The following is a 15,985-nucleotide window of genomic DNA, read 5'->3' on the forward strand; positions in this document are numbered from 1 at the left end:
ATTATTGAGCGATATTAGTCGCGCTCTGGAATATTCTGCAGTAATGCCTGCATCTGTTGCCAGTACAAGCCAACCGATGCAATATGCACTTTTTCGTCAGGCGAGTGCGGGAACTTGATGGTTGGACCAAATGAAATCATATCCATGTCAGGGTAGGGTTCTTTGAACAAGCCACATTCCAGTCCTGCGTGGATCACCATGATATCTGGTTTGTTACCATAAATCCCTTCGTACATATCACGGAAAATGTGCACCAAATCTGAGTCCGGGTCGGGTTTCCAGCCAGGATATGCGCCTGAAAACTCAATCTCTGCACCTGCCAGGCTTGCCAGTGAGCTTAGCGTGCCTTCGACATCTGTGCGACCTGAATCAATCAAAGAGCGGATCAGGCAAAGCACTTCTACTTTGTCGGCCTGAGTGGTGATCACACCCAGGTTCAGAGACGTTTCAACCACGCCCTGAATATCATCACTCATGCGTACAACGCCATTCGGGCAGGCATTGAGTAGCGCAAGCAGGCTGTCTTTAGAGTGTTCAGACATTGCATCAAGCGTATTGTCCGTATCGTTGACTGAAAAGCTCAGGCTGGTTTCAATGGCACCCAGCTCATTGCTCAGTACCGCTTCGAACTCACTCAGACGCTGTTCCAGCACACTGCGTTGCGCAGGTGAGATGGCGATAGTTGCATACGCTTCTCGCGGAATAGCATTACGCAGTGAACCACCTTTAAAGGCCACCAGGCTAAAGTCTACCCCACTCAGGTGATGCTTTAATGCACGCGCCAGAAGCTTATTTGCGTTACCGCGTCCGGTATGAATATCAACGCCAGAGTGGCCGCCTTTCAGGCCTTTTAAACTGATCTCTACAAGTTGACTGCCTGCCGCTACAGCTTGACGCTCAATACTTACAGTCATGCTGGCATCTACGCCACCAGCACAACCCATGTAAATCTCACCTTCCTGCTCAGAATCGGTATTGAGCAGAATGTCGCCTTCCAGCCAACCGGCTTGCAGACCAAATGCACCAGACATTCCGGCTTCTTCATCTACCGTCAGTAACACTTCCAGTGGACCATGCGGGATGTCAGAAGATGCCAATACGGCAAGGCAAGACGCCATACCCATGCCGTTGTCAGCACCCAGGGTGGTACCTTGGGCTGTAACCCACTCACCATCTATGTAAGGACGAATTGGGTCTTTGGTAAAGTCATGAGCTGTATCGTCATTTTTTTGCGGCACCATGTCTATATGTGCCTGAAGTACGACAGGTTTACGATTTTCCATACCGGGCGTGGCAGGTTTTTTGATAAACACGTTGCCCGTTTCATCGCGACGAACGGCCAGGTCTTGTGACTCTGCCCAGTCAACAATAAAGGTCGCTAATGCTTCTTCGTGTTTTGATGGGTGTGGGATTGAGCAGATCTGATCAAAGAATTGCCATACGATCTGAGGCGCCAAATTGGCGATGTCGGAATGAGGTTTAAACACCGGGTTCCCCTTATTTGAGCTATTGTCTTCCAGCCTGAACGTTTGGCGGTTCAGTATTGCTGGTAAGTGGGTAAAAAGTAGGGGGAGTTTACCACTCGTGCGTGTTCAGGGTCGAGTAGATAAGGCCAATTCAGTGTGAATGCTAAATTGGCCCTGTAAAGGAATTAGCCCTTTACTGTTGGCATGCCTTGACGGCATCCGTTATTAATTCCACACCTGATTTTTCACAGGCTGGCAGTGTCTCTTCGCAGTGTGCCAGAGGCGTGACACGCTCACCCCATTTTATGTAGCTGGCAGCCCAGGTCAGGCCCGCCCCGAAGGCGGCTGACATGATATTTGCGTGCGGTTTAATTAACCCTTGTTCAACTGCTTCACACAAGGCAATGGCAATGGTCGCTGCGGAGGTATTACCGTATTTGTTGATATTGACCATTACTTTATCGTCAGCAATGTCGAGTTTTTTCTGGATTGCCTGAATGATCCGCAGGTTTGCCTGGTGTGGAACCAGCACATCTATATCAGACAGAGACAAACTTGCTTGAGCCAGGACATCATCGCACGCAACGCTCATACCGGTGACCGCTCGTTTAAAAATCTCTCGCCCTTCAAAAGCTAAGTCTGAAGGGCCTGCAGGTTCATAGCGGCTCAGATCTGTGCCGTAATTCGGAATATGCAAAATGCCGCGATCTTCACTGTCACATCCGGTTTTCGTGCCCAGCAGTCCACAGGGTTCATCGCAGGCTTCCAGAATAACCGCGCCGGCGCCGTCACCAAATAGCACAGCACTGTCGCGTTTTGCCCAGTTGACGTACCAGGTCATACGCTCAGCTGCCACAACCACTGCACGCTTGATCATACCCGCCTGGATCTGAGCCGTAGCATTTTGCAATGCGTACAGGAAGCCTGAGCAGGCCGCGTTGGTATCGCAGGCAGCTGCACCAACAGCACCGATGTTTTTTTGCACCAGGGATGCGGTATTGGCCACCATAGTGGAGGGGGTACAGGTTGCCAGCAGAACGAGATCAATGTCCTCACCTTTGAGGCCGGCGCAGGCTAGCGCCTGTTTACTGGCAAAGGTGGCTAACTCTGCAGTACTCACATGGCTGACACGGCGAGATTTAATGCCCGTTCGGGTGCTGATCCATTCGTCATTGGTGTCAACAATGTTGCTTAGTTCGTCATTACTGATAGAGGCGGGGGGGATTGCTTTTCCCCATCCTGTTATTTTTGCGTACTTCATTTTATCTCTTATTCAAATCCGACCAGTAGGCTAAGGCACAGTATATCGTAAACCGCCTTAGGTTACATCCAATTATCCCTTGTCGAAATCGGCTTATTGACTAGACTGATAGAAGGTGGTGGCGTTAATTGCTTGGTTTATAATGCAAAAACTTAAATTTGAAACGCTGGATATGCTCATAAACCTGGAGCGTGAGCTACTGGACCCGGCCGTGCGAGAAAATCCGCAGAGACTGGCCCAGTTGTTAGATGAGGATTTCTATGAAATTTCAGCTAACGGACTGATGTTTAATAAATCTCACGTATTGGCCAGGTTGCCCAGGGAGAAAGTGCCACAGTTTTATAACCAGGACTTTCAGGGCCAGATGCTCGCCGACAACTTGGCTCAGATCACCTATCATGCTGCTTATCGTCGAAATGCCTATTCTAATTTAAATTATTCCGTCAGAATGTCGATCTGGCGCAATAAGGGAGCGAGTTGGCAATTAATGTTCCACCAGGGAACGCCTTGCCCGGAATTTAAGCTCAAATTTGAATAAGCGCCACCATATATCTTAATCCACTCAGCTCGTCGGCGTTACGTAGTCCGAGCACTCACAGAGGTATATAGTGAATTACCTGGATAAACTGAGCGAATGGTTGAACTTTTCACTATTCACTTACGCAGAGCATTCTTTCACAGTCGGGAAGCTGTTACTTGTTCCGCTGCTGTTGATATTGGGGGTTTGGCTCACCCGTTCTTTGGTTGGTAAATTAACCAACAGCCTCAGAGCTAACAATACCGACCCAAATATGGTGCATCTGGTGCAAAGAGTGTGCTACGTCCTGGCAATTGCCATTACGGTGATCACTATATTAGATGTGATTAATGTACCCATTACGGCTTTTGCTTTTTTGTCAGGCGCGATCGCCATAGGGTTTGGGTTTGGGGCCCAGAATATCATCAACAACTTTATCAGTGGGTGGATCCTGATGTGGGAAAAGCCTATCCGTATTGGGGATTTTCTTGAAGTGGAGGGCACCAAAGGGATCGTTGAAAAAATTAATACGCGGTCAACTCGGTTGCGCCGGGTAGATGGGGTACATATGCTTATCCCCAACAGTAAATTGCTGGAAAACACGGTTATCAACTGGACTTTGGTTGATAAACTTATGCGTACATCGGTGCGTGTAGGAGTGGCGTATGGCTCGCCCGCAAAACAGGTTGCAGCTTTGATCCAGCAGGCAACCGAAGAGCAGCCTGAAGTTCTGAACGATCCTAAACCCCAGGTTACGTTTGAAGACTTTGGTGACAACGCGCTGATATTTGAAGTCAATTTTTGGCTCAATTCTACCGTCGAAGGCGGGCTCAGGCAGGCGAGAAGTAAAATCCGCTTTCGCCTTGATGAGTTATTTGCCGAGCATGATATTGTGGTGGCCTTTCCACAGCGTGATGTGCATATCGACGGTCAATTGGCCATTGTCAGGCAACCTAAGCGTTAAGTAATCCAGGTGTAACTGTTAGGCACACCTGGAGTCTGCGTATTTATTGAGTGTAAAACGTAAAATATTATGTTAATTAATTTTTCTCCTAACTCGGCGCTTGGTCAGTTATTATTGCTGCGCTCCATCGCCATTGTATTGCAGTTGGTTCTGGTGCTCATTTCGCTGTGGTTTTTAGATAAAAACTTACCTGAACAACCTATTTTTACAGTCATAGCGCTGGAGTCTGTGTTTCAACTGGCGAGTATTTATGCTTATCGCAAAGTGAGTGATGTTTCACCCGGGGCTATGGTGATGCAGCTGGTGGCTGATATTTTATTTTTGACCGTTCTTTTATCCTTTCTGGGTGGGGCGAGCAACGCGTTTGTCTCTTTGCTGCTGTTACCCTGCATCATTGCAGCGGTTACGGTGCCACCTAAGTTTGTGGTATTTATCTGCGGTGCATCCTTAGCTGCTTATGGGTACTTGTATACGGTGGTCCCTATGCATCACCATGGCATGCATATGGGGCAGCACTTGCTTGGCATGCTGGTGAATTTTGTGTTTATGGTCATTGTGATTGTGACGATAGTGACTTTTCTGGCCAGCCGCATCCAGCAGCGAGAACTGGCGTTGGCTAAAAGCAGAGAAAAGCAGTTGCAACAGGAGCAGGTGCTCGCATTAGGCAGTGCCGCTGCTCAAGTAACCCATCAACTGGCGACACCCATCGCGCATTTGAGTTTGTTGTATGAAGAGTTAAGTGAGGATTTTCCGCAGCACCCGGCCGTGCAGGATATGCAGGCTCCTCTGGCTCAATGTAAGACACAGTTAGATGGTTTCAGGGCCCAGACCGAGCTACTTAAGCCGCATGCCCAGGTTAACAGCCAGTCATTTACAGCGCTCTGGCAGCAGCTTCACGAACTGCTGACGCTGCAGTTTCCTGAGCAGGTCATTACCTGTCAGTTACCCGATCAGTCATTTTCAGTCAGTGGCGATCCTATGCTGATCCCGGCTTTGTTTAACCTGTTTGTGAATGCGGCGAAGGCCAATGAGAAGTGTTCTGCGCTCAGCCTGGAAGTGAGCGTGAGCTTGTCAGAACAGACCTCAGCTGGCGGTGACCGCACATGGTCTTTGTCTATCCGAGATCACGGTCCGGGCATTGCAATGGACAAACTGGCTTTGATAGGTAAGTCAGTGGTCGACAGTTCATCTGGTTTGGGCATGGCGCTGCTGCTTTCTCATGCTACAATCGAGCGACTTGAAGGGACCTTACACCTGTCTAACCATCAGACTCAGGGTGCCGTATCTGTGGTGACTTTACCTGTAGTATAAATTATGAAGTTATTGATTATTGAGGATGATGTACCATTTGCCACAACGCTGTCGCGCAGAATGACGAAACTGAACTTTGTATGTCAGTGTGTGCATGATGAACTGGATATTGCGGCGCAGTGTCAGACATTTTTGCCGCAATATGTGTTGTTGGATATGAAATTGACAGCAAGCTCTGGTTTGCAGCACATCGCATTGATCCGGGGCATCGTCCCGGACGCAAAAATTGTACTCCTGACCGGGTTTGCCAGCATCGCGACAGCCGTTGAGGCAATTAAGCTGGGAGCCGATGAATACCTGACCAAGCCTGCGGACACTCAGTTGATAGCCAAAACGCTGTTAGGCACACAGGCTGTAGTGACTGAAACTGCAGAGACGACCATGTCACCAGAACGGCTTGAATGGGAACACATACAGCAAACCCTGAAATCTAATGATGGCAATATTTCTGAAACTGCCAGACAGCTAAATATGCACCGACGAACATTGCAAAGAAAACTTCAGAAACGCCCGGTACTTAAATAATCCATGCACAGCCTGGTTTGCTCTTCCAAAGGTTATTAACTAAATTGAAATTAGTGAAATAATCGAGGTAAGTGCTGTGACTGTGTTTGATGTAGATGTGGTTGCCGTTGTGATTGCGGCAATCTCCTCCTTTGCTTTAGGGGGAATATGGTACTCACCGTTACTATTTCATAAACCTTGGTTGGAAGAAGCGGGTCTTACTGAGTTGGATATCCAAAATGCCGACCATAAATTGGTCTTTAGCGGCGCGATGTTTTTGTCCATACTGGCGGCATTGTTAATGGCTGCGCTGTTGGGGAAAAGCCCCGCAATTGTAGATGGAGTGTTGTTGGGCTTAGCCGTTGGGGTGTGCTTTGTTGCTAGTACTCTGGGCACCAGCTATTTGTTTGAACAACGCCCTCTGAAGCTATTTCTTATCAATGCGGGTTATCATACCGCTCAATTTTGTTTGATAGGGTTTATGCTTGCCATACTGAGCTAGTCTTGAATTATCTTACTTGGGTGCCATCATACTGTTACAGATAAAGGCCAACCTGAATGGTGCGGTGGTCCGACAGAGGCGGACAAATATCCTGTTATACGCAGGCCTGGCAACATATGATAAAAAGGTTTGTGCTGTTTCAAAGACTGAAAATCACCCTACCCATGGATCCGGGCCAGCGTGTTTGGGTGAGCCTATTTTATATGGACAAAAACATGATAGACATATTGTTTGACATCATTGGTATGACGGGTACTTTCCTGGTGGTTGGTGCGTTTTTTTTACTCCAGTTGGACAAAGTAAGCCCTGACGGTATTAAGTACAATATGATGAACCTCAGTGGTGCCATTTTGCTGCTTATCAGTCTTTGCTATAACTTTAATCTGGCGAGTTTTGTCATCGAGTTATTCTGGATAGTGGCTTCATTGATTGGCCTGTACAAGTACTTCAAAAAACGCAGACTTGCGACAGCCTAATTGATTGACAGGGCGGCGCATCCAGGATGTGCTGCTCCACAAAGCGCATAAAACCAATTACTCTATTTTTTGTTATTTATGCAACATATATTCATATTCAACTATCTTTCCTCGCGCTTTATTACTAACATTTCTCATTAACTTACTAAAATGTCACAAAAAACTTGCGAACTGTCCCTGTCTGCGTAATATTAAAATTGAAATAAAAATCGCTGTTTGATTTTTGTGTTACATGACAACTGTTTAGCCGTAATTGTGTCGTTGAGCGAATGAGTATGATAAAAAGTCTGCTACCTGTAAGTTTAATCTTGCTCAGTTTACCTTTAAGTGCCCGTCAGGAAGCGCTGTTCGAACTGTCGTTTGAAGAGCTGATGGACGTCACGGTAGAGCTTGCGAGCAAAACTGCCGAAACAGCCCAGTCCGTCCCTTCCAGCGTCACCTCATTTTCTCAACAACAAATCACTTTACTTGGTATTCGTAACGTTTATGAATTAATGAACTTTGTTCCCGGGTTTCAGTCAACCCGTGGAGATTGGGTGGGCAGCGTGCCCAAAGAACATGCCAGAGGTGTCTATCTCGACAATGGTAATATTCTGGTGATGTTAAATGGTCAAAGGCTCAATGACTCATCGTTCGGTAAAGCGTCTGTTTATGCCCCTTTTATTCCTGTGGATGTGGTTGAAAAAGTTGAGTTTATTCGCGGCCCTGGTTCAGCCCTTTACGGCAGTAATGCGTTTTTGGGGGTGATGAATATCGTGACGCGCCAGTCGGCACGTCAGATACAGTTTGGTGCAGGCCTGAACCAAAGCAGACATGCCTCATTGAATTACAGCCACAGCCCTGATAGCGAACGTCACTTTCATGCCAATGTCAGTGCCTTTGCAACGGATGGAGAAACCTATCGTGCCCAGCAAGCCCGGGACCCACAGTCGAATCTTTTTGTCGAGTTTGGTGGCAAGTGGGGGGCATTCAGTGGGTCACTTCACGTGGTCAGAACGACGTTAGACGAATTTATGAATTTGTCCAGTTACAGTGAGGACAACTTTCATACCAGTCGTAACATTGGGGCAAAATTGAATCATCAGGCCCGACTATCAGACAAATTGGACAGCGATTTAACGTTGAGTTTTATCCGTCATGATATAAGCAGTGCCGGACTGATAGCGACAGCAGAGGAGCTGGGTCTGCAGCAGGATTTTTTTAATGGGCCAAAATGGCGTTCAGAAGACCTGACGCTTAACTGGGACCTGGCCTATCAGTATAGCGCGGGATTGGCGCTAAATTGGGGAATGGAGTATTCGCTGGAGGAGCAGTCCAGAGCTGGCACTTATACGTCACATTTTGACCCTGTTAGCGGGCAAATAATTCTTGAAGATCAATACTATTTGGGCGGTATTAAGCCGCTTAATGAGTTTGCAGCGTTCGATAGCCTGAAGCAGGATTTTGATTCTTACGCCACTTATCTGCAGCTGAAATATGTATTGACTGAGCAATTGACACTGTTTACGGGGCTGCGTTTTGACGAGTTTATCGACATAGACAGCAAATTGTCCCCGCGTGTTGCAACCATTTATCAGTTCAATCCGCAGCATGCATTTAAGCTACAATATGGGGAGTCATTTCGGATCCCGGTGAGTAATGAACTCAACTCCAATGACGATATCACCCAGGGCAATGCGCAGCTCAAATCAGAAAATATTAAAACGACGGAGCTCGTCTGGCATATAGCTTACCCAAGCTGGCAGTTAGACCTGGTGTTATTTGAAAACCAGCTGGATGATTTTATCACTCTAGAGCCGGTTGATATGGCACAAAGCCGTTTTACGTTTAATAATGCTTACTCAACGAACATGCAGGGGCTTGAGGTCAGTGCTTCATTCGAGTTGAGTGATGCTAGTTGGTTCAAATTCAACTACACCCAGCATTTTGACGATCCGTTTAGTGCCAGCTATAAACGTTTTGGTTCGTGGCAATTGCACCATAAGTTTGATCGCTGGCAGGTTGGCCTTAACGGCGTGTGGCGTTCTCAGGTTAAAGTTTTCCCTGTGTTCTTACTGGATGGTCTGGGCTTTCAACATTATGAGCAGGAAGCACATTGGCTAATTGGAGGCACAGTTACCTGGCACCTTGCTACAAATAAGCTAATCAGGATTAAGGCGCAAAACTTGTTTGATAAGCAAACCAGTGCGTTCGACCCCAGAGTGTCTGATGGCCGTGTACCACAAGCAGGGCAGCAACTATCCGTGGAATATTCATACTCATTTTAATTTGTTGACGCGCCCTCACACCAGTTTGTTACTCGACGGGTCTGATTCACTCGTCTTTTACTTAATTACAGCGGCTGCTTAAGCTTTATTTATAAAGGCTTGATTATACTATGCATAATTGCATAACCCTCATATAATATAGGTACCGATTCTCTTTTTGTATTTACTACTAAAATGAAACTATTTATCTGTTTATTGCTATTTGCCCTGCTGAGTGCCTGTTCATCTGTGCCGCCTAAACCTGTTGTAAAGTCTGAGATGCCAAGTGTCTCTTATCAGGGAAGGGGCGCTGCTGCTGGTCCCATGTTGATGGGTGCGTTGGGTCCTGCCGGCATTGCGGTTGGATTCGCCATTGACGTTGGAATAGGTAAGGACATAGCTGCGGCGCTGGAAGAATCAAAAGATCAGGGGTTCCAGCTGGTAACAACCCAAATTGCACAGCAATACCCTGATGTCTCTTCAGCCACTTTATTGAAGGTGGATTTTCAAGCTCAGCGTGGAGACGATGAACTGGCTTTTGCGACCGTTGAGCTATTGTTGGTAAGCGCTGAGGGAGAGCAATTGTTATGCTTGCAAACAGAACCCGGTAATTTGCCCCAATTGAAGGAAACGTCACTCGGCTGGTCACTGATTACTAAAGCAATTACGGCTCGCCAAGCGTGCCCAAATGACTAGCTGCGGATCTAGACAATACGCTTGGAAAAGTGTTTTGTTATAGTATAACAAGTTTGATTTGGCAACCCTAAGGTACATTTATCAAGTGCTAACATTAGCTTGTGTGTAACAACATGTTTACACTTGGTGTTTGGTAAATTCAATTTCACGCTGGCAGGTTGCCTTCAAGCAAATGTAAATAAAGCTAATTTTAAATTTTAAAGAGGTGTAAACTGCGGAATAATTAAAAGTTAACAAAAGTTTATTTTTTTAACTTTGTCACTAGTCTCTATGTTGCGCACTCGTTAAATGTGCGTTTGCGCTGTGGGTAGCAATATCCCGGCTGCACATAAAACAACAAGTAATTATGGAGCAAATCAAGTGAAACTATCAAAAATAGCTTTGGCAACAGCGGCCGGTTTGGTACTGGTGTCAGGCGCTGCGAATGCAGCTCAAAAGCGCTTCCTCAACACACATAATACCATTTCCGCGATGCTGGAATCTGCGGCTCCGGCTGTTTTGTCGGCACAACCAGAGCAGCTTATCGGGCTCGATACAGGTAGCACATTGGTTGAGCTAAAGTCATACCCTCACGCGAATGGTGCGGTTACGACACGCTATCAACAAATGTACAAAGGCTTGCCAGTCATCGGCGACACAGTCAGCCTGACTTATAACAATGCTGGTGCACTAAAGCGGGCTCATGGTGCTGCTGTCTATGAGATTGCGGCAGATCTGAATACAGTTACGCCGAAATTGTCTATGCAGGCTATGCAAAGCCAACTAGAGGCTCAATTTTCTGCACAACAAAATGGCGAAGAAATCGCGTTGGCTAAGCATAATGAAAGTAGTCGACTAGGTATCTGGCTTGATGACCAGTCTCAGGCCAGACTGGTTTACGAGGTGACGTATGTTACCTACGGTAAGTTGCCTTCACGCCCTTACAAAATTATTGATGCCAACAGCGGTGAGTTGTTGATGGAGTTTGACAACATCCAGCATGCTAACGCAACGGGACCGGGTGGCAACCAAAAAACAGGTCGTTACCAGTATGGCACTGACTATGGACATTTGGATGTGTCTCAGTCGGGCAACACCTGTACGATGAATAATGCTAACGTCAAGACTATTAACCTCAATCATGGCAGCAGCGGGTCTACGGCACACAGTTTTACCTGTCCGGAGAACACGGTTAAGGAAATTAATGGAGCCTATTCCCCGTTAAATGATGCACACTATTTTGGCAATGTCGTTTTCAATATGTACAACGACTGGTTGGGTACAGCGCCGTTAACTTTCCAGCTTAAAATGCGTGTTCATTATGGCAATAACTATGAAAATGCGTTTTGGGATGGCAGTGCGATGACATTTGGTGATGGCCAGAATCGTTTCTATCCTTTGGTTAGCCTGGACGTGTCGGCACACGAGGTCAGTCACGGTTTTACCGAGCAAAACTCCGGTCTGGTTTATCGTTATAAATCAGGTGGCCTGAATGAAGCTTTTTCTGACATGGCAGGTGAGGCCGCTGAGTTTTACATGAAAGGCAGCAATGACTGGATGGTCGGTGAAGAGATCTTTAAATCCACCGGTGCACTGCGCTATATGGATGACCCGACTAAAGATGGAAACTCTATTGGCCACCAGTCAGATTATACCTCCAGCATGGATGTGCACCACAGCTCTGGTGTGTTCAACAAAGCATTCTACACTCTGGCGAATAAAACAGGCTGGGATACTAAGAAAGCTTTCATCATTATGGCGAAAGCAAACCAATTATACTGGACGGCCAGCACTGACTGGGATACGGCGGGTAACGGTGTTATGGACGCAGCTTGTGACCTGGGGTACAACCATGAAGACGTTAAAGATGCGCTGGCAGTTGTGGGTGTTACTTCTCAGCTAAGTCCGGGTAGTTCATGTGGCACTACTGAGCCCCCACAGGATGAACTGTTGACCAATGGTGTCGCCCGCACAGGGATCAGCGGTGCGTCTAAAGCACAAAGCTTCTTCCGCTTGGAAGTTCCGGCTGATGCGACTAATCTGTCATTTGTGACTTCAGGCGGTACTGGTGACGCAGATCTTTATGTTAAGTTTGGCAGTCGTCCTTCCTTGCAAACTTATGACTGCAATAGTACGACCTCCAGTAGTAACGAAACGTGTAACATCAGCAATGTTCAGGCTGGCACCTATTATGTGATGGTCGAGGCGTGGAATGCCATTTCTGGCGTGTCGCTAACTGGCTCATATACCTCGGGTGGCACAGGTACGCCCCCAATTGACCGAACTGAAAGCAATGTCAGTGTAGGATCAGGTCAATGGCAACGCTTTACGCAAGACTTGAGTGCAGGTTATTCTAATCTAACAGTAACTATCTCCGGTGGCACAGGCGACGCTGATCTCTATGTCAACTTTGGTAGCCAATCAACCACATCCACTTATCAATGCCGTCCTTACCGCAACGGCAATAGTGAGACTTGTACCTTTACCAACCCTCAAGAGGGTACGTGGCACATCGACTTACGTGGCTACTCAGCTGCCAGCGGTGTCACAGTAAATATTCAGGCTAATTAATCATCGACTAAGGGAGCATATCGCTCCCTTTTTTGTTCAATCACATTTATTGAGGGGTGTTGCGATGACTGCTCAACGACCCGTTCGTGTGCTGAGCTTTTTAGTGGCCGCGAACTTTACACTTTTCTCCGGCGGTGCAGCGTTTGCTGGTGTACCATCGGAGCCCGAAAAAACCTGGATCACGATTGATACCATGGCGGGACAACATTATCAGTTACAAAACCTGCTGACAGGTAAACATGTTAGCGCGCAGGTGAGCACGATCCCTGGTGTCAGCATAGCGCAGCTCGATGAAATCGAGCATGGTGAACTCAGTCATTTTATGCATGAAAACTACCACCGTTGTGGTGGGTTTGTTGCTCATGCATCGAAAGCTGATGCTGAGGTGTATCTGTCACAACTGAGTCTGGCGCATACCAGCCAACCATTACAGACGTACACCATAGATAATCCTGCTATGGTCAACGCTATGATAGGGGAGGTGAGTACGACGAGCCTGGATAGCACGGTGGCAGAACTGACTGCGTTCCATAACCGTTATTACACACAGCAAAGTGGCGTGGATGCGGCTCAGTGGATTAAACAAAACTGGCAATTAATCACACAGTCTCGCAGTGATATCAGCGTAGACTTTTATAACCATAGCTGGTCTCAATCATCGGTTGTTGTGACGATCAACGGAGCTGAGAATGCCAGTGAAATCGTCGTCATTGGTGGACACCTTGACTCCATCAACCAGTCTAGCCCTGCTGCTGGCAGAGCGCCAGGTGCAGACGATAATGCATCCGGAATTGCTGTGTTAACTGAAGCGCTAAAAGCCCTGGTTGCGGCGGATTATAAACCTCAACGGACGATTCAGATAATGGGCTTCGCGGCTGAAGAAGTCGGCCTGAGAGGCTCTAAAGCCATTGCGCAAGATTACAAGTCTCAGGGCAAAAATGTGGTCGGCATGGTGCAATTTGACATGACCGGAAATAATGGTAGCACGCAGGACATCACTATGATTACGGACTACACCAACAGTGGTCAGAATCAATTTTTGTCGCAGCTGCTTGACGCCTATTTACCCAACTTAAGTTATGGCTATGATCAGTGTGGTTATGGTTGTTCAGATCATGCTTCCTGGTATCAACAGGGGTTTGCAGCATCTATGCCGTTCGAATCTCGGATGTCTGAGATAAACAGAAAGATACACACCAGCAATGACACCTCGTTTGACGCTACGCATGCCAGTAAATTTGCCAAACTGGCGGTCGCGTATCTGGCTGAATTGGGTAAAAATGCCGGCTCTATTCCACCGCCTGATCCTGGTAAATTACAAAATGGTGTGCCAAAAACGGGGATAAGCGGTATAGCCAAGTCTCAGCATGATTTTTCTCTGGTTGTACCTGCGGGTAGCAGCAACCTAACCTTTAAAACCTCAGGTGGCACCGGAGATGCGGATTTGTATGTTAAGTATGGTTCTAAGCCAACACTGCAAAGCTATGACTGTAAAAGCACTACGTCGAGCAGCAATGAAACTTGCACTATAGGTAACGTTAGCGAAGGGACCTATTATGTCATGGTGGAGGCCTGGAATGAGATTCAGAATGTCTCTTTGGTAGGCGAGTACCAACCAGGTGGGACCACGCCAGTGCCCATCAATCGTACCGAATCTAACCTGTCTGTAGCGCAAGGCGGCTGGGTTAACTTTTCTCAATCTCTGGGGAGCGGATATCAGTCTTTGGCCGTGACACTGTCGGGTGGCGTGGGGGATGGTGACCTGTATGTTAAATATGGTTCTGCGGTTGGGGACAACAGCTATGATTGCCGTCCATATAAAAGCGGCAACGCAGAAACCTGTACTTTCAATGCTCCGGACGCAGGTAACTGGTTTATTGGTATAAAAGGTTACCAAAGTGCCAGTGGGATGACGTTGTCCATATCGGCACAATAGACAGATTTTCCATACTCTGTACTTATTTTACTGGCATAATACCCTAAGAGTGTTAAATCCAGGTAAAAATATAAGTAATGGATAATTTGAAAAAGTCAAAACTCTGGACCGACAGGCTGTGCCTGCTGCTCGGTCCAGCATTTATGCTACTAACGTGTTTGACAGCGGCCCCGGAAGGGATGAGTGTTGAAGCATGGCGTACTGCCGGACTTGCGTTATGGCTGGGGATCTGGTGGGTGAGTGAGGTTGTGCCCATACCTGCAACTTCCCTTGTGCCTTTGCTTGTGGTGCCTCTGGCGGGGATAAACGATATTAAATCTGCTTCGAGTTTATATGCACATCCGTTGATCTTTTTGTTTTTGGGCGGTTTTTTGATCTCTATTGCCATGGAAAGGTGGCAGCTACACAAACGTATCGCCTTGCATACCATGCTACGCAGCGGTAACAACCCTAAGACACAGATCCTGGCAATGATGCTGGTCAGTGGGTTTTTATCTATGTGGATCAACAATACTGCGACCACTTTAATGATGCTGCCAATTGCTTTGTCAGTGATCCATGTACTCAAGGATAATCAATCTCAGGATAATAATTATGGTATTGCCCTGTTGCTGGCGATTGCTTATAGCGCGAGCTTGGGGGGCGTCGGGACTATTATTGGCACTGCCCCTAACGCGTTAATGGTCGCATACCTGTGGGAAAACTATCAGATCAAAATTGGTTTTGCGCAATGGATGGTGATGGCTGTCCCATTCACATTTGGCATGATTTTGCTGTGCTGGGTGTGGTTGACGCGCTTCGCATTTAAAGTGCAAAAAACCAACAATGACACAGATTTGACGCAAATTTTTACTAAGCAATTGGGTGAATTGGGTCGCATGAGTCTGGCCGAAAAAAATGTGCTGCTTGTTTTTGTTTTTGCTGCAGTTAGCTGGATCAGCCGTCCATACCTTGCGAGCTGGACAGGTCTGGATATCACAGACACGGGAATTGCGATGGCGGCTGCACTGCTGTTGTTTGTACTGCCAGCAAAAGGTGGCAGTGATACACGCTTAATGGATTGGCAAGCTGCGCAGCAAGTGCCCTGGGGGATCTTGTTGCTGTTTGGTGGGGGGTTAACGCTGGCGTCTCAAATTAAAGGGTCAGGGCTGGCTGAGTATATTGCCAACATGCTGGCTGGCGCCAGTGCGATACCTTTGGTACTGGGTGTATTGGCTGTTGCTGCGCTCATAACCTTTTTAACGGAGCTGACCAGTAACACGGCAACTGCTGCGGGTTTTTTACCTTTGCTTGGTCCCGTTGCTGAGCAAATTGCCGGTACACCCCTCATTTGGGTCATACCTGCTGCTATGGCAGCAAGTTGCGCCTTTATGATGCCAGTGGCAACACCGCCCAACGCCATTGTGTTTGGTTCTGGAGAGATTAAAATCCGAGATATGATCAAGGCGGGCTTTGTGATGAACCTGTTTGCTATTGTGGTGATAACGACGCTGACTATGACAGTCGGTAGTTACATGTTTGGTTATTAGTGTGGCTAAATAAGAAGAAATCAAAAG

The 15,985-nt window shown here is 47.2% G+C and carries 13 protein-coding genes; 11 read left to right on the forward strand and 2 right to left on the reverse strand.

Going from position 1 to position 15,985, the window contains the following annotated elements; translation table 11 throughout:
* Positions 1–14 precede the first annotated feature (14 nt).
* Positions 15–1,487, reverse strand: coding sequence for an aminoacyl-histidine dipeptidase (locus AT705_RS21405; RefSeq protein ID WP_058798384.1), 1,473 nt, complete (start codon positions 1,485–1,487; stop codon positions 15–17).
* A gap of 172 nt (positions 1,488–1,659) precedes the next feature.
* A complete protein-coding gene (locus AT705_RS21410) occupies positions 1,660–2,727 on the reverse strand; it encodes a ketoacyl-ACP synthase III (RefSeq protein WP_058798385.1) in 1,068 nt (355 codons plus the stop codon).
* A 142-nt stretch (positions 2,728–2,869) separates the two neighbouring features.
* On the opposite strand from AT705_RS21410, the gene AT705_RS21415 reads away from it, so the two are divergent.
* The 11 genes from AT705_RS21415 (at position 2,870) to AT705_RS21465 (ending at position 15,958) form a co-directional block, all read left to right on the forward strand.
* The gene (locus AT705_RS21415) at positions 2,870–3,265 is read left to right on the forward strand and encodes a nuclear transport factor 2 family protein (protein ID WP_058798386.1); all 396 of its coding nucleotides are present in this window, start codon (positions 2,870–2,872) and stop codon (positions 3,263–3,265) included.
* A gap of 70 nt (positions 3,266–3,335) precedes the next feature.
* Entirely contained in the window at positions 3,336–4,208 is an 873-nt protein-coding gene (locus tag AT705_RS21420) for a mechanosensitive ion channel family protein (RefSeq protein WP_058798387.1), read from the forward strand.
* Between the two features lie 69 nt (positions 4,209–4,277).
* Complete coding sequence (locus tag AT705_RS21425) at positions 4,278–5,519, forward strand: sensor histidine kinase (protein WP_058798388.1); 1,242 nt, start codon at positions 4,278–4,280, stop codon at positions 5,517–5,519.
* A gap of 3 nt (positions 5,520–5,522) precedes the next feature.
* On the forward strand, positions 5,523–6,044 hold the full coding sequence (locus AT705_RS21430) for a response regulator transcription factor (protein WP_058798389.1): 522 nt from the start codon (positions 5,523–5,525) through the stop codon (positions 6,042–6,044).
* A gap of 76 nt (positions 6,045–6,120) precedes the next feature.
* On the forward strand, positions 6,121–6,525 hold the full coding sequence (locus AT705_RS21435) for a DUF1761 domain-containing protein (RefSeq protein WP_058798390.1): 405 nt from the start codon (positions 6,121–6,123) through the stop codon (positions 6,523–6,525).
* A gap of 215 nt (positions 6,526–6,740) precedes the next feature.
* Positions 6,741–7,001 carry a CBU_0592 family membrane protein gene (locus AT705_RS21440; RefSeq protein WP_040645681.1) on the forward strand — a complete coding sequence of 87 codons (261 nt, stop codon included), beginning with the start codon at positions 6,741–6,743 and terminating at the stop codon, positions 6,999–7,001.
* Between the two features lie 275 nt (positions 7,002–7,276).
* Entirely contained in the window at positions 7,277–9,268 is a 1,992-nt protein-coding gene (locus tag AT705_RS21445) for a TonB-dependent receptor plug domain-containing protein (protein ID WP_082669106.1), read from the forward strand.
* Positions 9,269–9,442: 174 nt separating this feature from the next.
* Positions 9,443–9,943, forward strand: a complete 501-nt coding sequence (locus AT705_RS21450) for a hypothetical protein (RefSeq protein ID WP_058798392.1) — start codon at positions 9,443–9,445, stop codon at positions 9,941–9,943.
* A 360-nt stretch (positions 9,944–10,303) separates the two neighbouring features.
* Positions 10,304–12,493 carry a M4 family metallopeptidase gene (locus tag AT705_RS21455; protein ID WP_058798393.1) on the forward strand — a complete coding sequence of 730 codons (2,190 nt, stop codon included), beginning with the start codon at positions 10,304–10,306 and terminating at the stop codon, positions 12,491–12,493.
* Between the two features lie 64 nt (positions 12,494–12,557).
* Positions 12,558–14,429 (forward strand): M28 family metallopeptidase, encoded by a 1,872-nt coding sequence (locus AT705_RS21460; RefSeq protein ID WP_082669107.1) that lies wholly within the window; start codon positions 12,558–12,560, stop codon positions 14,427–14,429.
* 77 nt (positions 14,430–14,506) lie between these two features.
* Positions 14,507–15,958 (forward strand): SLC13 family permease, encoded by a 1,452-nt coding sequence (locus AT705_RS21465; protein WP_058798394.1) that lies wholly within the window; start codon positions 14,507–14,509, stop codon positions 15,956–15,958.
* Positions 15,959–15,985 lie beyond the last annotated feature (27 nt).

The organism is Pseudoalteromonas rubra (assembly GCF_001482385.1).
GTDB lineage: Bacteria > Pseudomonadota > Gammaproteobacteria > Enterobacterales > Alteromonadaceae > Pseudoalteromonas > Pseudoalteromonas ardens.